The sequence below is a fragment of the Cohnella xylanilytica genome, from assembly GCF_014212175.1.
In the GTDB taxonomy this organism is placed as follows: domain Bacteria; phylum Bacillota; class Bacilli; order Paenibacillales; family Paenibacillaceae; genus Cohnella; species Cohnella xylanilytica.
This window is the reverse complement of the sequence record NZ_JACJVR010000022.1, coordinates 43,379-61,306: the sequence shown is the minus strand read 5'-3', so window position 1 is coordinate 61,306 and position 17,928 is coordinate 43,379. Positions and strand designations below refer to the sequence as shown.

Here is a 17,928-nt window from a genome sequence, read left to right as displayed (position 1 = left end):
CGGGCTGCCGCTGGGCGGGCACCTGCACCTGAGCGGCGCCGCGCTCACGGGCGAGCGGCTGCGCGCGCTCGACAACGCGGTCGCGCTGCCGCTGCGGCTGCTGGAGCCGCCCGATGCCGGCGCGCGGAGGCCGCGCTACGGCTCGCTCGGCGACTTCCGCCCGAAGGCGCACGGCGGCTTCGAGTACCGGACGCCGCCGAGCTGGCTCGTCTCGCCGCTGCTCGCGCGCGGGACGCTCGCCCTCGCCAAGGTCGCGGCCGAGCATTCGCGCGAGCTGGCGGCCCACCGGCCGCTCGACGACGACGCGATGCGCGACGCCTTCTACGAGGGCGATCGGGAGAAGCTGCTCGCGGGCGCGGAACGCGTCTATCGCGCGCTCGCGGGCACGGCCGGTTACGCGAAGTACCAAGAGGATATCGATCCTCTGTTCCAGGCGATCCGGGAAGGACGGCGATGGGACGAGAGCGCCGACATCCGCCGCAAATGGCGGATTCGGGTCTAGATGCAAGCCGGAATGCGGCCGCCGGGCGAGCAACGAGCGGGGGAGCGGGCAGGCGACGGGTCGTTCTCCCGTCTATCCGGAACGGGATCGCGTATGGAACGTATTAGGAACGGCAGGCATCGAGGCCGGCGAAGCGGCCGGGAACCTGCGGGATGCCGGGCGCTTGCGGAATCGGCCTGCGAGGGCACGGGATATCGATAATGACGTGCGGACAACGGCATGATAGTATTGGAATTCAGAATAGGCGGCCAGCGGCCTCGGAAACGGAGCGGAACATGAACCAGGAGTACCGATCGGACATCGAACGGCGCAAGAACGAGCACATCGAGATCTGCTTGAACGAAGAGGTGAGAGGAGTCGGCGTGGACGGGGGCTTCGGGAGCTACCGCTTCCGGCACAACGCGTTGCCCGAGCTGGACTTCCGCGGCATCGACACGACCGCGTCCTTCCTCGGGCGTCCGCTCAAGGCGCCGCTTCTCATCAGCTCGATGACCGGAGGGACGACCGAAGCGAACCGGATCAACCGGAGGCTCGCCGAAGCGGCCGAGCGGCGCGGCTGGGCGCTCGCGCTCGGCTCGGGGCGGGCGGCCATCGAGAACGCCTCCGCCGCCGCGTCGTTCCAGGTCCGGGACGTCGCGCCGACGATCCCGATCGTCGCGAACCTCGGAGCCGTGCAGCTCAATTACGGCTACGGCGTCGACGAATGCCGCCGCCTTCTCGACCTGACGGAAGCGGACGGACTCGTGCTTCACCTGAACGGGCTGCAGGAGGTGTTCCAGCCGGAGGGCGACACCGACTTCTCCGGCTTGCTGCGGCGGATCGAGAAGCTGTGCCGCGAGTCGGACAAGCCGATCGGCGCGAAGGAGGTCGGCTGGGGACTGGACGGGGAGACGGTGCGAAGATTGACCGAGGCGGGCGTCTCCTTCGTCGACGTGGCCGGAGCGGGCGGAACGTCGTGGAGCCAGGTCGAGAAGCACCGGCTCGCGCCCGGCGTCCGCCGGGAAGCGGCGGAGGCGTTCGCCGGCTGGGGCTTGCCGACGGCGGAATGCATCGCCGAGGCCCGCGCCGCCGCGCCGGACGCCTTCGTCATCGGCAGCGGCGGGCTGACGAGCGGCGTCGACGCCGCCAAGGCGATCGCGCTCGGCGCCGATCTGGCCGGCTTCGGCCGCGCGCTGCTGGCGCCGGCAGTCGACTCGGTCGAGAAGCTGGAGGAGCGGTTCGAGACGATCGAATTCGCGCTTCGCGCGGCGATGTTCGGCATCGGCGCCGGGTCCGCGGCGGAGCTTAGGGCGACGGACCGGCTGGTCCGCAGAGGATGACCGGGCATCGGCCGCCAAGGCCGATTATGCGGCGAGCAAGGCGAAGCGGGGCAATGGGGTCGCGAACTGGGGCGGATTAACGGCGGGACGGGCAATTGTGCGCAACGTGCGTAGTCTCTTAATCCGAAATCCGAAGAGACAGGCGAATCTATCTTTTATCCCTATGGATCCCGGTGCGGGAGAGAATTTGGGGTTCAGGCCGCGGGAATCGCTCCGCCGGAGGCGGGACGGTTTCTTTTTTGCTATAATGATAGGATACGGACGGACCCGAACTCCCGCTGCCCAAGCGGGAGAGAAGGCGCCTTCCGGCGACCGCCGCGGACGCGGCCGGATTCGCGATACCGATACAACCGCAGGAGGATTCCGATGGCCGGCTATACCCCGATGATGCAGCAATATTTATCCGTCAAGGCCGAGGCCCAGGACGCGCTGCTCTTTTTTCGCCTCGGCGATTTTTACGAAATGTTCTTCGACGACGCCCTCACCGCGGCGCGCGAGCTCGAAATTACTTTAACGGGGCGGGAAGGCGGACAAGAGGAACGGATTCCGATGTGCGGCGTCCCCTATCATTCCGCCGAAGGATACATAACGCGATTAGTAGACAAGGGCTATAAGGTCGCGATCTGCGAGCAAGTGGAAGACCCGGCGACGGCCAAGGGCGTCGTTCGCCGCGAGATCGTGCGCGTCGTGACGCCGGGCACCGTCATGGAGACGAAGAACCTCGGCGAAGGCGCCAACAACTTCATCGTCGGCACGGCCGAGACGGACGGACGATACGGCTTCGCCGCCTGCGACCTGACGACGGGGGAGCTGTACGTCACGTCGTTCCCCGCCTCCGGCGAGAGCGTCCGCAACGAGCTGAACGTCTACCGGCCGGCCGAAGCGGTCGGCGACGCGGCTTCGCTAAGGCGGCTGAGCGGGGAAGCGGCCGGCGCGGGACGCTCCGTCCTGTGCACCGAGCGGGAAGTCGCGGGAGACGTCTTCGAGACGCTCCGCGGCCAATTCCCGGGCGAGCGCTGGGAGGACCACGAGCCGGCCCGAAGGCTCGCGGTCGCGCGTCTCGTCGCTTATCTCGGCGAGACCCAGAAGCGCTCGCTAAGCCATCTGAGCACGGTCAAGTCCTACGATCCGAAGCAGTTCATGGCGCTCGACGCCTTCACCCGGCGCAACCTCGAATTGACGGAGACGGTCCGCGACCGCTCCCGCCGCGGCTCGCTGCTGTGGCTGCTGGACAAGACGAGAACCGCGATGGGGGCCCGCCTGCTGAAGAGATGGATCGACCAGCCGCTGCTCGACGCCGTCTCGATCGGCAAACGTCTCGACGCCGTCGAAGCGCTGCACGGCAGCTGGATGCAGCGCGAGGAGCTGAGGACGGAACTGCGCGAGGTGTACGACCTCGAGCGGCTCGTCGGCCGGATCGCGTACGGGAGCGCGAACGCCCGCGATCTGAACGCGCTGAGGGCTTCGCTCGAACGGGTGCCGGCGATCCGGGCGGTTCTCGGCCAGCTCGACTCCGCGCCGCTGGCCGAGCTCGCGGGCGCGATGGACGACTGCGCGGACATCGCGTCCGCCATCGCGGCGGCGATCGCCGACGAGCCGCCGGTGTCGGTCCGCGAAGGCGGACTGATCCGCCCGGGCTACGACGCCAAGCTCGACGAGCTTCACGTCGCCAGCCGCGACGGCAAGAAGTGGATCGCCGAGCTGGAGCGGCAGGAGAGGGAAGCGACGGGCATCAAGTCGCTCAAGATCGGCTTCAACAAGGTGTTCGGCTATTACCTCGAGGTGACGCGCGCGAACCTCGGTTCGCTGCCCGAAGGTCGTTACGAGCGCAAGCAGACGCTAGCCAACGCGGAGCGGTTCGTCACGCCGGAGCTGAAGGAGAAGGAGGCGCTGATCCTCGAGGCCGAGGAACGGATGGTCGACCTGGAATACTCCTTGTTCGCCGAGCTGCGGGATCGGGTGGCCGCCCAGATTCCGCGATTGCAGAAGCTGGCGGAGCAGGTGGCCGCGCTCGACGTCCTGCAGTCGTTCGCCGAAGTGAGCGCGGAGCGCCGCTACACGAGGCCGCGCCTGACGAACGGCTACGACCTGATCGTCCGGGACGGCCGCCATCCGGTCGTCGAAGCCGTCGCCGAAGGCGCGACGTTCATCACGAACGACTCCTCGCTGACGGAGGACGCTTCGATTCTGCTGATCACCGGGCCGAACATGGCGGGCAAAAGCACCTACATGCGCCAGGTGGCGATGATCTCCATCATGGCTCAGATCGGCTGCTTCGTGCCGGCGAAGTCGGCCGAGCTGCCGCTGATCGACCGGATCTTCACGCGGATCGGGGCGGCCGACGACCTGGTCGGCGGGCAGAGCACGTTCATGGTCGAGATGAAGGACATCCAGGTCATGACCGAGCAGGCGACCGCCCGCAGCCTCGTCATCATCGACGAGCTGGGACGCGGGACGTCGACGGACGAAGGGATGGCGATCGCCCAGGCGGTCATCGAATACGTGCACGACGCCATCGGCTGCAAGGCGCTCGTCTCGACGCACTTCCACGAGCTGGCCCATCTGGAGCAATCGCTGGCCAAGCTTCGCAACGGCTGCATGGCGGTGAAGGAGAGCGCGGACGGCGTCACGTTCCTCCGCAAGCTCGTCGCGGGCGCCGCGGATTCGAGCTACGGCATCTACTGCGCGCAGCTGGCCGGGTTGCCGGAATCGATCGTCTCCCGGGCGTACGGCTTGCTGGAGTCGACGGCCGCGGCGACGCGCGAGGCGGCGGCATCCGCCGATTCCGGGGGAGGCGGCCTGACGGTCCGGGAACGGCCGTCGGCCTATGACGCCGCCGAGCCGGCTTCGGGCGCTGCCGCTCCGGCCGCTCAAGCCGGACCGGCGCCAGCGGAGCAAGCCGCCCCGGGGGGCGTCGTCCAGCTCGCCATGTTCGCCGAGCCGGTCGCTTCCTCGCATCCGGAGAAGGGCCGCAAGCCCGCCTCCGCCCAGGCGGACCGGCTCGCGGACAAGCTGCGGAAGCTCGACGTCATGCGGATGACGCCGCTGCAGGCGCTGGAATGGCTGAACGACGCCCGCAATCAATTGATGGAGAGCGGTGATCCCCTGTGATCCGATATCGGACGCTGCGGCGGCTTCTCGCTTCGCTGCTTCTGGCGTCCTCGCTGATGGGCGCGGCTCCGGCCGCGTTCGCGGCGAACGCCGAGCAGACCGAAGACGTGAAGAAGCTGCTGGAGCAGTACCACTTAAGCAAGCCGTCGGACGACAGCCTGAACGAAGGAGCCATTCAAGGAATGGTCCAATCGCTCGGCGATCCGTATACGGAATACTTCTCGGACGACCAGTGGAAGCAGTTCCAGAATTACCTGGAACAGACGTACGTCGGGGTCGGCATCGTCTCCGTCCGGGACGAGGGCCGGCTGTACGTGCAGGACGTCGTCCCGAACGGACCGGCGGCGAAGGCCGGCATCCTCCCCGGCGACGCGATCGCATCGGTCGACGGCCAGGACGTCCGGACCGCGACGCTCGACAAGCTGAACGGATTGATCTCCGGCAAGGAGGGGACGACGGTCCGAATCGTCGTCGTGCGGGGAGGCAAGACCCATGCGTTCGCGCTGACCCGCCATTCCGTGCAGCTGCCCGCGGCTTCGTCGAGGCTGCTGCGCGGAGGAGTCGGCTACCTGTCCTTGACCGCCTTCCGCTCGGATGCCGCGGACAAGTTCAAGGCCGAGCTCGACAAGCTGGACGCGAAGGGGATTCGGTCCCTCATCGTCGATCTGCGGGACAACGGAGGCGGCTACGTCGAGCAGGCGCGCCTCATCGCGGAGAACTTCGTCTCGGACGGCGTTCTCGCCCATATGACCGACCGCGACGGCAAGGACAACCCGATCGAGCTCCGCGGGACGACGAAGCCGTATCCGGTCTACCTGCTCGTGAACGGCAATACCGCCAGCGCTTCGGAGCTGCTGTCCGGCGCCCTTCAGGATTACGGGGTCGCGAAGCTGATCGGCGCTCCGACCTACGGCAAGGGAGTCGTGCAGCAGATCGTCGAGGTGCCGTCGGGAGGCGTCCTCAAAGTGACGATCGAGGAGTATTACACCCCGAGCGGGCACAAGGTCGATCACAAGGGACTGATGCCCGACTATCCCGTGGAGGGCGAGGCGATGCAACTGCTCGCGGCGATCCGCCAAGCGGGCGGCAAGCCGGCCGCGATGACCGCGGGCAAGGGCTCCGTCGTCATCGACGGCATCCGGACGGCCTCGGCGTCGTCCTTCGTCGTCCGCAACGGCGTTCCGTTCGTCGATCTGAAGCTGGCCGCCGCGTTCGCCGGCGGTTCCGTCCGGTACGAAGCGGCGACGAAGACGATCGCGGTCGACGTCGGCGGCAGGACGAACCGGATTCCGGCCTCGGACGCCGGCCTGTACGTCAGGAACGGCGTCAGCGCCGTCGACGTCCGGCTGCTGGCCAAGTGGACGCCGGGACTGACCTGGTCGACGTCGGACGGTCTGCTGAGGCTGAACGCGGCCTGATCTATCTAGTAGCATTTAATGGAAGGGGGAGAGGAGCATGGGCGTCATCCGATTGCTGGACGAGCATCTGGCGAACCAGATCGCCGCGGGCGAAGTCGTGGAGCGGCCGGCTTCCGTCCTGAAGGAGCTGATCGAGAACGCGGTCGACGCGGGAGCCACGACGATCGACGTCACGGCGGAGGACGGCGGCCTCTCGTCGCTGCGCATCGTCGACAACGGCTCCGGCATCCAGCCGGACGACCTTCGGACCGCGTTCCAACGCCACGCGACGAGCAAGATCGCGACCGGCAAGGACCTGTTCCAGATCGTCACGCTCGGCTTCCGCGGCGAAGCGCTGCCCAGCATCGCGGCCGTCGCCAAGGTTCGCTGCATAAGCGCCTCGGATACCGGCGGCCTCGGAAGGCTGATCGAGATCGAAGGCGGCCAGATCAAGCGCGAGGAAGACGCGGGAGCTCCGCGGGGGACGGACATGACCGTCAAGGAGCTGTTCTACAACACGCCCGCCCGTCTCAAATACATGAGAACGGTGCAGACGGAACTCGGCCACCTGTCCGACGTCGTCTACCGCCAAGCGCTGTCGCGGCCCGACATCGCCTTCACGTTCGCCCACAACGGCACGACGCTGCTGAGGACGCAAGGCAACGGCGACTTGCGGCAGGTGGTGGCGGCCATCTACGGAACGGCGGCCGCGAAGGCGATGATCGAGGTGTCGGCCGAGCATCCCGACTACGCGATCGAAGGGCTCACGGCGCTGCCCGTCGAGACGCGCTCGAACCGCAACGCGGTCACCGTGCTCGTCAACGGCCGGTACGTCCGCAGCCCCGCCGTCGTGCAGCCGCTGCTTCAGGCGTACCATACGCTGCTGCCGATCAACCGCTATCCGCTGTCGGTGCTGAGCCTCCGCATGCACCCGTCGCTCGTCGACGTCAACGTGCATCCGGCGAAGCTGGAGGTGCGCTTCAGCAAGGAGACGGAGCTTCGCGCGTTCGTCGAAGGAGCGGTGCGCAAGGCGCTCGGCGGACAGGCGTACATCCCGTCCGGTTCGGCCGTCCGCGCCCCGAAGGCGCAGTCCTGGGTGCAGGAGCAAATCCGCTTCCAGATGCCGCCGGTCTCCGCAGCCGAACCTGCGCCCGGATCGGCGTCCGAGCCGGGAACGTCGGCCAAGACGGCCGCGGCGGCATCTTCCGGCTCGATAGCGGCGGAAGGGGGCGTACCCCGCGTGCGTCCGCAAGACGGCGCGCCGGCAGCGGAGACCGTCCGCGCGCCCGGAGCGGTCCCGCAGGAAGCGCCGTCCTTCGATGAAGCCGCCGCCGCTTACGAAGCGGCCGCCTTCGACAGCTTGATCCGGGAGAGCGCGGGAGCGGGCTACCGGACGGACGAAGGAAGCGGACGTCCGCGGACGGAAGGGGAAGACCCGTTCGCCGGCGCAAGCTCCGGTAGCGGCCTCGGCGAGAGGGCCGGCTACGGCCGGTCCGGCCCGCAAGCGGAATCCGGCGCCGGCGCTTATTCGCGCCCGGCGCGTTCCGGGCCGTCCGCCGGCGGCGGCTCCTATCCGGCGGGCAAATCTTCGGCGAGCCCCGGCGCAGCCGGCTCGTCCTCGTCCGCCGCGGGCCGCGACTGGCCGCCGCAGCGTCCCGTCCCGCCGGGAGCCCGGATCCCGGAGAAGGTGTGGCAGGCGGCCTACGCGGCCCCGGAGAACGCGGCCGAGCCGGCGGGGTTCCCCGAGCTGCATTGGATCGGCCAGCTGCACGGCACCTATCTCGTCGCCCAGAACGAGACGGGACTGTTCCTGATCGACCAGCACGCCGCCCACGAGCGCATCCATTACGAATATTACTTCGACAAGTTCGGCCGGCCCGAGGAAGCGAGCCAGGAGCTGCTGCTCCCGGTTACCCTTAGCTTCTCTCCGGACGAATGCGTCGCCCTAAGGGACCGATTGCCGTTATTCGAGCAGGTCGGCGTATATCTGGAGGATTTCGGTGGCAATACCTTTATCGTACGGGCAGTGCCCCACTGGCTTCCGAAGGGGGAAGAAGCGGACATCGTGCGGGAGATGGCCGAATGGGTGCTCGCCGAGAAGGGGGTCGACCTTCGCAAGGTTCGCGAGAAGGCTTCCATCCTCTGCTCATGCAAGGCTTCCATCAAGGCGAACCAGTCGCTGACGCGGGAGGCGGGAGAGACTCTTCTCCGAAGGCTCTCTCAATGCCGCCAGCCCTACACGTGTCCGCACGGCCGGCCGATCGTCGTCAGCTTCACCACGTACGAGCTGGAGAAAATGTTCAAGCGGGTGATGAATTGATCGTCACGACGATTGAGAAGCCGGGGGCGGACGCGATCGAGCGGGCGCGGCGGATCGCGGAGGAGCTCGATTGCGCCTGCGTGCGGCGGGAGCGCCACACGCTTAGGGGACTCGCCCGCCGCAGGAAGGACGCGGCGGACGGCGTGCTCGTCGTCGGTCCGGATTCGCTGAAGCTGGCGACCGAAGACGGGCCTCCGCTGTTTTTCCACCCCAGCATGGCGCTCGTCAGGGTTAAGCGGCTGCGGGACGGCGAACCCGACGCGATGATCCGGGCCGCCGGCGCGGCTGACGGCGATACGGTGCTCGACTGCACCGCGGGCCTCGGCTCGGACGCGCTCGTCTTCTCCTATGCCGTCGGCCCGGAGGGGAACGTGACGGCGCTGGAGGCTTCCCGCGTGCTGCATGCGATCGTGCGGGAAGGGATGCGGACGTACGAGTCCGGGCTGCCCGACATCGACGGCGCGATGAGGCGCATCCATCACGTGCGGTCGGATCACGCCGAATACCTGCGCGGGCTGCCGGACCGGAGCGCCGACATCGTCTACTTCGATCCGATGTTCTCGAAGCCGGTGCTCGCCTCGGCGTCCCTGCTGCCGCTCCGGTCCGTCGCCGAAGGCGCGCCGCTCGCCCCCGAGACGGTCGAGGAGGCGAAGCGGGTCGCCCGCAAGTCGGTCGTGCTCAAAGAACACCGCGACGGCACCGAGTTCGAGAGGCTCGGCTTCGAGCGGATCCGGATGACGGCGCATTCCGTCGCATATGGAGTGATACGAATTTGATGACAGCAACGACGGACGCGGCTCTCGGAGCCGAATCGTCCGGAGCCGGCGGCGAGCTTGACGGCCGTCCGCCGCTGCTCGCTCTCGTCGGCCCGACCGCCGTCGGCAAGACCGAGCTGAGCCTGAGAATCGCCGAGGCCCTCTCGTGCGAGATCATCAGCGGCGATTCGATGCAAGTGTACCGGGGGATGGATATCGGAACGGCGAAGCTTCCTCTCGAGGAGAGAAGGGGCGTCCCGCACCATATGATCGACATCCTCGATCCGGCGGAGCCGTTCTCCGCCGCCGACTTCCAGGCCCGCTGCGAGGAGACGATCCGCGACATCCACTCGAGGGGACGCATCCCGTTCATCGTCGGCGGCACCGGGCTGTACGTGGAATCCGTCTGCTACGGCTACCGGTTCCAGGAATACGGGAGCGACGAGGCGTTCCGGGAGCGGATGAGCGCGTTCGCCCGGGAGCGCGGAGCGGAGGCGCTGCACCGCCGGCTCGCCGAGGTCGATCCCGAGTCGGCGCGGAAGCTCCATCCGAACGACGAGAGAAGAGTGATCCGGGCGCTGGAGATCTACGAGGTGACGGGCCGTCCGATGTCCGAGCTGCAGAACCAGTCGCGCGGCGACGACAAGCGTTCTCCGTACCGGCTGTGCCTGATCGGGCTGACGATGGACCGCGCCGAGCTGTACCGGCGGATCGACGCGCGCGTCGATCTCATGCTGGAGCAGGGGCTTGTCGGCGAAGTGGCCCGGTTGCTGGAGAGCGGGGTTCCCCGCCAGGCCGTCTCCATGCAGGCGCTCGGGTACAAGGAGATCGCCGCCTACCTGGCCGGAGAGCTCGATTACGAGGCGGCGGTGACGCTGCTGAAGCGGGATACGCGCCATTTCGCCAAACGCCAGCTCTCCTGGTTCCGGCATATGAAGGAGCTGCAATGGGTGGATGTGGGCGAACGTCCAAAAAACAACGAACTTTTCAAGGAGATTTGTGCTATAATAGCAGGAAAGTTTCCTTTCGATCTTGAATATATTTGTTCATAATCTATATGGCGATGGGGGTTACCGGTAATGAACAAGTCCATTAACATCCAGGATACGTTCCTGAATCAGCTGCGCAAAGACAGCATCCCGGTCACGGTGTATTTGACCAACGGGTTCCAGATTCGCGGCGTCGTGCGCGCGTTCGACAACTTCACGATCGTCATCGACAGCGAAGGGCGCCAGCAGATGGTATACAAGCATGCCATCAGCACGTTTATGCCGCAGCGCAATGTATCCCTTCAGCAGCAGGACGCCGGCTCGGACGCCTGAGGCGATCTCCGGGGCGGGCGCTTTTTTGAAACTTTTCACCCCCACTTTGCGTCTAACAGAATAGACCGGCCAATCGAGCAACCCTTAGACGGGTTGTTCTTCTTTTGACGGGACATAACAGAGAGACATAGGGCATTCTGGCAGGAAAAGGGGAGATTCCATGAAATCGGCAGAACACACGAAGAAGAGACGAGGCGGCAAAGCGCCGCGCGGCAGAAGGAAAGGCAGAGCCTGGCTGTGGCTGTCGTTCGTCGTTCTGTTCGCGGTCGTCTGCGCGGTTGTCGGCTACCTGCTCGTCATCCTGAACGGCGAGAGAATTCTCAGCAACAATATCGACAAGCTTAACGATATGGAACAGTCGTCCCGGGTCGTCGATGCGCAGGGGAACGAATTGGCGAAGCTCTCCGTCCTGGGAGGCAACCGGGAATATATCATGATCAAGGACATTCCGAAGAAGGTGCAGCAGGCGTTCGTCGCCGTGGAGGACAAGCGGTTCTACGAGCACGGCGGCGTCGACATCTGGGGCATCGGCCGGGCGCTCGTGAAGGACGTTATCGCCCGCAGCGCGGTCGAAGGCGCCAGCACGATCACGCAGCAGGTGGCGCGGAATATATTCCTGAACGCGGACAAGACCATTTTCCGGAAGGGGACGGAGGCATCCATCGCCCTCGCCCTGGAGAATCATAAATCGAAGGACGAGATTCTGGAGCTGTACCTGAACCGGATCTACTTCGGCAAGGGGAACTGGGGCATCAAGACGGCGGCGAAGTATTACTTCGGGGTCGACGATCTGAACAAGCTGACGACGGCGCAGATCGCCATCCTGGCCGGGATTCCGAAGGCGCCGAGCTACTACAATCCGATCTCCAATCCCGACAGGTCGCTGGAGCGCCGCGGCGTCGTCCTGTCGCTCATGGAAGACCAAGGGCTCATCGACGAAGCGGAAAAGCAGAAGGCGATGGCGGAGCCTTACGAAGCTCCGGCTTCCACGAAGAAGAGCTCGCAGTATACGACTTTTATCGACTACGTGGTCGACGAAGCGCAGGAGGTTACCGGCAAGACGGAGGAAGAGCTCCTCACCGGCGGCTACACGATCCAGGCGACGATCGACACCGGCGCCCAGAAGGCGATGGAGAGCGCGTTCGAGAACGACGCCAACTTTGAGAAGAGCAAGGACGAGATCCCGATCCAGGGCGCGATGGTCATCATGGACCAGCACGACGGCTCTCTCAAGGCGATGGTCGGCGGCCGCGATTACGCGAAGAAGGGCTGGAACCGCGTCACCAAGGGGCGGCAGCCGGGCTCGTCGTTCAAGCCGATCGTCAGCTACGGCCCGGCGCTCGAGACGGGCGACTACTTCCCGTGGTCGATTCTGCGGGACGACAAGATCTGCTACAATAACGGCAAGTACTGCCCGACGGATTCGAACAAGGTCAAGTATATCGGGCCCGTCAGCATGGCGGACGCGATCCGGGAGTCGCGCAACCAGCCGGCCGTCTGGCTGCTCAACGAGATCGGGGTCAAGAAGGGCGTCGACTTCGCCGCCAAGCTCGGCATCGAGCTCGGCCCGGACGACCGCAACCTGGCGATCGCTCTCGGCGGCTTGACGAACGGGGTGTCGCCGCTCCAGATGGCGAGGGCGTACGGCGCGTTCGCCAACGGAGGCACGCTGCAGGATCCGCACAGCATCGAGAAGATCACGGATTCGGCCGGCAAGACGGTCTATCAGTTCAAGTCGAAGGCGAAGCAAGTGATGGATCCGAAGACGGCGTATTACGTGACGGAGATCATGAAGGGCGTCGTGGCGAACGGCACCGGCGTCAAGGCGAAGATCAGCGGACGAACGGTGGCGGGCAAGACGGGCACGACGCAGCTCGGCCTCAAGAACGTCTCGGGCGGCATTCGCGACATCTGGTTCGTCGGCTATACGCCGGAATGGACGGCGGCGGTATGGATGGGCTACGACGTGACCGACGAGAACCACTACGTCAAGAGCGGCAGCAGCCAAGCGGCGGCGCTGTTCTCCAAGGTGATGGCGGCCGGGCTCAAGGGGCACGAGAAGCTGTCGTTTCCGAAGCCGGAATCCGTCCAGGACGAGGAGCAGGTCAAGGCGCCGGACGCGGTGTCGGGCTTGATGGCCAACTACGATCCCGACCAGCCGGCCGTCGAGCTGAATTGGACGGCGGTGGACGGGGAAGGAATCACCTACAACATTTATCGCAAGTCGAACGAGGAAGCCGAATTCAAGCTGCTCGCTCAGGCGGCAGATCCCGCGCATACGGACTTCGCGATCTTGCCGGACATGACGTATACGTATTACGTCACCGCCTACGATCCGCAGACGAAGACGGAGGGCACGCCGTCGCCGCAGGTGTCGGTCACGATCTCGACCGGCGAGAGTCCGCCGCCGGATGAAGGCACGGACGGCGGCGTGTTGCCGGGCGAGCCTTCCGGAGAACCCGGCGGCGAAGAGACGGTGCCGCCGGAAGACGGTCAAGGCCAACTTCCGGAAGACGGCCAAGGCCAAGGCGAAGGCGACGGTCAAGGTTCGGGCGCCGGAGACGGCCAGAACCAAGGGCAGGAGCCGGGTCAAGGACAGGGACAAGGCCAAGGGCAGGGTTCGGGCCAAGGCCAAGGGCAAGGACAAGGTCAGGGATCGGGGCAAGGCGGCACGCTCGAGAGCGGCGGTTCGCCTTCCCCGAGCCAGACGCCGCCGGGCTCCGCCGATACGGGAGTCATCGTAAAACCGGCGAACGAATAACTTCGTGCCCGCCGACCGGCGCGGCCGGATCATACGGTTTTCCCATCGAAGCGGCAGCGCCAAGAGGCCGTCCCGAGTCCGGACGAGGGCTACGGGACGGCCTCTCTCTCTGTTGAATCCAATCGGAATAGAAGGAGCGAAAAATACGATGCAATGCATACGCGTCACGACTTCCGAACAGCTCGCCGAAGCCAGGAGGGTTCGCAAATCCGTATTCGTCGAAGAACAAGGGGTGGACGAGTCGCTCGAGTGGGACGAATACGACGTCTCCCCCGAAGCGTGCCGCCACTTCGTCGTCGTGGACGACGGCAGGACGATCGCGACCGGAAGGTGGAAGGAATACGAGCCGGGCATCGCCAAGTTCCAGAGAATCGCGGTGCTGTCCGAATACCGGGGACGGTCGGTCGGCCGCCTGCTGATGGAGGGGATGGAAGCGGACGCTCGCGCCCGCGGCTGCAAGGGAGTCGTTCTCGACGCCCAGGTGACGGCGGAGCCTTTTTATCTCCGGCTCGGGTATGCGACTCATTCCCCCGATACGTTCCTGGACGCGGGAATTCCCCACGTGCGCATGGGCAAGAATTGGGATTGAGGCGAGGACGGCGCCTCCGGCGGTCGGCCGTTCGCTGGTGACGGACGGTAAGTTGTGGTAAGCTTTGTGTAAATCGATTACCGGAGACGAATTCAGTCATGAAACGTAAATTTTCCGACCGGGCCAATTGGCGCCGGATTCTTAAGAAGAGCTATGCCTGCTTCCCGATGGACGAACCCGGCTTCCGCGGATTCGTGACCCTGTACCGGATTCACGAGCTTCGGGACCCGCTGTGGAAGGAATATAACGGCCGCCGGATGTGTCTGGCGGACCGGGGCTATTTATGGATGCAGCACTTTCCGAGAGGCGAGCACTTCGTCGTCACGACGATGTTCGACGACAAGGGCAAGGTCGTGCAGTGGTACATCGACATCTGCAAGACGCAGGGATTGACCGACCAGCAAGTGCCTTGGTTCGACGATCTGTACTTGGACATCGTCGTGCTGCCGACGGGAGAGACGCTGCTGCTGGACGAAGACGAGCTGGAGGAGGCGTTGGACGACGGCCATATCTCGCAGCGAGACTCCGCCATGGCGCAGAAGACCGCCGGCCGGCTGCTCTCGATGATCCGCCAGAAGAAGTTCCCTTACTTCGACATGAGCCTGCATCACAGGAAGGTGCTGCTCGATCAATTGGGATGGGAGAAGGATGCCAAATGACCTCTAGTCCGAGGCAGGCCGAAGCCGCCCGCGACGGAGCGTATCCGCCCGTCGGGGAGCCGCGCGGGCGCCCGCGCTCCCGCCGGTCCCCGGCCGGCAGGCTGCTGAGGCTGATCGCCTGGTGCGCCGCGGCCGGAGCGACGGTCCTCGCCGTCTGGTGCGCGACCCTGTTCTTCGTCAGCCTGAGTTACGAGGATCACCCGTCCGTCGGCCGGATGAAGCACGCCGACGTCGGCATCGTCCTCGGCGCGAAGCTGTGGGACGACAAGCCGAGCCCGGGATTGCGGGAACGGCTGGACCACGCGCTCGCGCTGTACAAGGCGGACAAGTTCGACCGGTTCCTTCTGTCGGGAGGCTTGGACGCGGGCGGAGCGAAGCTGACGGAGGCCGAAGGAATGCGAGATTATCTGATCGGACAAGGCGTCCCGCCCGAGGACATCGTCCTGGAGCCGAACTCGCACAGCACGTACGAGAATTTGCAATTCTCCCGCGACATCATGCGGGAGAACGGCTGGAACGTCGCGCTGATCGTGACGCATCAATTCCACGGTTCCCGGGCGGGCGACATCGCCGGGACGCTCGGCTACGACCCGGTTCAGGTCAGCGTCGTGGACAGCCGGGTGCTGAACATGGCTTACAACAGGACCCGCGAAGTTCTAGCCTGCACGAAGTGGTTGGCCGAGAAGTGGTTGTTGCATGCAGGCTAATTCGCCGGAATAGATTGGTATAGCGGCGATTCGCCGACTGATGCGGCAGCGGGGTGGTACGCGTTGAACGGAAGAACGGGAACTTCGGACAGCCGGAATTCGGCCGCGGCGACGGCAAGGCCTTCGCGGCAGATTAACGTGATCTTGAGATCCGGCGACGCTTCGGGCGCGGCGCCGGCCGCTGCGGCCGCTTCGAACGAAGCGGCGAAGGCGATCCCCGCGAGCGGGCCCTGGCTCGAATGGCAGCGGGAATTGGATCGGATGGTGGGGCTGGAGAGCGTCAAGGAGCTGGTGTTCGAGATCTACGCGCTCCTTCAGATCGCCCACCTGCGGGGCGAGGCCGGGCTTCATAGCGAAGCGCACGTGTATCACATGATTTTCAAAGGGAACCCCGGAACGGGGAAGACGACGGTCGCCCGTCTGCTCGCCAAGCTGTTCCAAGGCATGGGGCTGCTGACCAAGGGGCATCTGGTCGAGGTGGAACGAGCCGATCTCGTCGGGGAATATATCGGGCATACCGCCCAGAAGACGAGGGACCTGGTGAAGAAGTCGCTCGGCGGGGTATTATTCATCGACGAGGCCTACAGCCTCGCCCGAGGCGGGGAGAAGGACTTCGGCAAGGAAGCGATCGATACTCTGGTCAAGGCGATGGAAGACTATAAGAACCAGTTCGTTCTGATTCTGGCGGGCTACACGATGGAGATCGACTTCTTCCTGATGACGAACCCCGGTCTTCCTTCGCGGTTCCCGATCCAGATCGAGTTCCCCGACTATTCGCTGGACCAGCTCGTTCAGATCGCCGAAGGGATGGCGAAGGAGCGGGACTATACGCTTCAGCCCCAGACGCTGGTGAAGCTGAGGCAGCTGATTCTGCAGGAGAAGGGCGCCTCCCCGTACCATTTCAGCAACGCGCGCTTCGTCCGGAACGCGCTCGAGAGAGCGATCCGCAACCAGGCGGTCCGGCTTCTGTCCCAGCATCCGGAGGGTTCGCCGGGACGCCAGGAGCTGATGAGCCTTCGTCCGGAAGATCTGCGCGCCGCGCCTCCGGCTTCCCCGGCGTCCTCCGGGACTTCGACGATGTTCGGGGGATAGCCCCGGGACGGATTTAACGGGCGGGCGTTACAACGCGACTTACGATACGACGTTTAATGGAGGAACGATTCGCCGCATGAGACCTAGTACATACGAGACGGGGGCGGGGGCGAGCGAACGCGCGCTGCTCGTCAGTCTCGTGACCGATGAAGTCCGGCGTTCGGGCGCGGATCCGCAGCTGTCGCTAGACGAGCTCGTCCAGCTCGCGGAGACCGCCGGCGTCGAAGTGGTGGACACGAGGATGCAGAACCGGGACGTGCCGGATTCGAAGTGGTTCGTCGGCAAGGGCAAGGCGATGGAGCTGAAGGAGCTGATCGCGGAGCGCGGCATTGCGACCGTCATCTTCGATCAGGAGCTGTCCGGCGCGCAGGTGCGGAACCTGGAAGAAGCGCTGGACGCCAAGATCATCGACCGCACCCAGCTTATTCTCGATATTTTCGCCGGGAGAGCCAAGACCCGGGAGGGCATCCTCCAGGTCGAGCTCGCCCAGCTGACTTACCTGCTCCCCCGGTTGTCGGGCCAAGGGAAGAACTTGTCCCGGCTCGGCGGCGGCATCGGCACGAGAGGTCCCGGCGAGACGAAGCTGGAGACGGACCGGCGGCATATCCGGAACCGGATCGGCGAGCTGAAGCGCCAGCTCGAGGGCGTCCTCGCGCACCGCAGCCTGCACCGGGAACGGCGCCGGAAGACCGGCGTCGTCCAAGTCGCGCTCGTCGGCTACACGAACGCGGGCAAGTCGACGCTGCTCCGGCAGCTGACCGCCGCCGACGTGCTGGCGGAGAACAAGCTGTTCGCCACGCTCGACCCGACGACGAGAACGCTGAAGCTGCCAAGCGGCAAGGAAGTGCTGCTGACCGACACGGTCGGCTTCATTCAGAATTTGCCCCACGATCTCGTGGCCGCGTTCCGCGCGACGCTCGAGGAAGCGAACGAGGCGGATTTGCTTCTGCACGTCATGGACGCCTCGTCGCCGATGCGGGACCGCCAGCGGGAGGTCGTGGAGGAAGTGCTCGCCGAACTCGGCGCGGGCGGCAAGCCGAAGCTTCTCGTCTACAACAAGATCGACGCTTGTTCGGACAAGGAGGCTTCGTTGCTGGCGGGAGGGCCGGATACGGTTCTCGTCAGCGCGTTCGACGAGAAGGATATGGACGCCCTGGTGCGCAGAATCGAGGACAAGCTTCTCGGCGGCATGGCGCGGCTGCGCATTCCGGCGTCGCGCGGCGACCTGGCCGCGCTCGCGCACCGGGTCGGCGACGTGACGGAGCGGGAGACCGAGGACGATTGGCTTGTGCTCACGGTGCGGCTGAATCCCGCGGACATGGAGAAGTACGGCCGGCCGCTGGAGGAGTACCGGATGCAGCCGTACGGCGAATAGAGAGACGAAGCAGGAATCG

General features: G+C 65.5%; 14 protein-coding genes. All 14 read left to right on the top strand.

Annotation, left to right across the window (positions count from 1 at the left end; all coding sequences use genetic code 11):
• The coding region (locus tag H7B90_RS07125) for a putative amidoligase domain-containing protein (protein ID WP_446483093.1) at nucleotides 1-502 on the top strand (502 nt) is incomplete at its 5' end.
• Nucleotides 503-777: 275 nt separating this feature from the next.
• Nucleotides 778-1,821 carry a type 2 isopentenyl-diphosphate Delta-isomerase gene (gene fni / locus H7B90_RS07120; RefSeq protein ID WP_185135173.1) on the top strand — a complete coding sequence of 348 codons (1,044 nt, stop codon included), beginning with the start codon at nucleotides 778-780 and terminating at the stop codon, nucleotides 1,819-1,821.
• Between the two features lie 366 nt (nucleotides 1,822-2,187).
• Nucleotides 2,188-4,932: a DNA mismatch repair protein MutS gene (gene mutS / locus H7B90_RS07115; protein ID WP_185135172.1), complete on the top strand. Its 2,745-nt coding sequence runs from the start codon at nucleotides 2,188-2,190 to the stop codon at nucleotides 4,930-4,932.
• The gene (locus H7B90_RS07110; RefSeq protein ID WP_185135171.1) at nucleotides 4,929-6,350 is read left to right on the top strand and encodes a S41 family peptidase; all 1,422 of its coding nucleotides are present in this window, start codon (nucleotides 4,929-4,931) and stop codon (nucleotides 6,348-6,350) included. The genes mutS and H7B90_RS07110 overlap by 4 nt, the downstream gene beginning before the upstream one ends.
• Before the next feature lie 37 nt (nucleotides 6,351-6,387).
• On the top strand, nucleotides 6,388-8,649 hold the full coding sequence (gene mutL / locus H7B90_RS07105; protein ID WP_185135170.1) for a DNA mismatch repair endonuclease MutL: 2,262 nt from the start codon (nucleotides 6,388-6,390) through the stop codon (nucleotides 8,647-8,649).
• Nucleotides 8,646-9,425, top strand: coding sequence for a class I SAM-dependent methyltransferase (locus tag H7B90_RS07100; RefSeq protein ID WP_185135169.1), 780 nt, complete (start codon nucleotides 8,646-8,648; stop codon nucleotides 9,423-9,425). The genes mutL and H7B90_RS07100 overlap by 4 nt, the downstream gene beginning before the upstream one ends.
• Nucleotides 9,425-10,456, top strand: a complete 1,032-nt coding sequence (miaA, locus tag H7B90_RS07095; protein ID WP_185135168.1) for a tRNA (adenosine(37)-N6)-dimethylallyltransferase MiaA — start codon at nucleotides 9,425-9,427, stop codon at nucleotides 10,454-10,456. Before H7B90_RS07100 ends, miaA begins: the two co-directional genes overlap by 1 nt.
• Nucleotides 10,457-10,483: 27 nt before the next feature.
• Nucleotides 10,484-10,726, top strand: a complete 243-nt coding sequence (gene hfq / locus H7B90_RS07090; RefSeq protein ID WP_185135167.1) for an RNA chaperone Hfq — start codon at nucleotides 10,484-10,486, stop codon at nucleotides 10,724-10,726.
• Nucleotides 10,727-10,886: 160 nt separating this feature from the next.
• A complete protein-coding gene (locus H7B90_RS07085; protein ID WP_185135166.1) occupies nucleotides 10,887-13,487 on the top strand; it encodes a PBP1A family penicillin-binding protein in 2,601 nt (866 codons plus the stop codon).
• Between the two features lie 148 nt (nucleotides 13,488-13,635).
• Nucleotides 13,636-14,076, top strand: coding sequence for a GNAT family N-acetyltransferase (locus H7B90_RS07080; RefSeq protein ID WP_185135165.1), 441 nt, complete (start codon nucleotides 13,636-13,638; stop codon nucleotides 14,074-14,076).
• Nucleotides 14,077-14,174: 98 nt separating this feature from the next.
• Nucleotides 14,175-14,735 carry a ribonuclease FAU-1 family protein gene (locus H7B90_RS07075; RefSeq protein ID WP_185135164.1) on the top strand — a complete coding sequence of 187 codons (561 nt, stop codon included), beginning with the start codon at nucleotides 14,175-14,177 and terminating at the stop codon, nucleotides 14,733-14,735.
• Nucleotides 14,732-15,442 carry a SanA/YdcF family protein gene (locus tag H7B90_RS07070; protein ID WP_185135163.1) on the top strand — a complete coding sequence of 237 codons (711 nt, stop codon included), beginning with the start codon at nucleotides 14,732-14,734 and terminating at the stop codon, nucleotides 15,440-15,442. The genes H7B90_RS07075 and H7B90_RS07070 overlap by 4 nt, the downstream gene beginning before the upstream one ends.
• Before the next feature lie 63 nt (nucleotides 15,443-15,505).
• Nucleotides 15,506-16,534 carry an AAA family ATPase gene (locus H7B90_RS07065; RefSeq protein WP_185135162.1) on the top strand — a complete coding sequence of 343 codons (1,029 nt, stop codon included), beginning with the start codon at nucleotides 15,506-15,508 and terminating at the stop codon, nucleotides 16,532-16,534.
• Nucleotides 16,535-16,610: 76 nt separating this feature from the next.
• The gene (hflX, locus tag H7B90_RS07060) at nucleotides 16,611-17,909 is read left to right on the top strand and encodes a GTPase HflX (protein WP_185135161.1); all 1,299 of its coding nucleotides are present in this window, start codon (nucleotides 16,611-16,613) and stop codon (nucleotides 17,907-17,909) included.
• Nucleotides 17,910-17,928 lie beyond the last annotated feature (19 nt).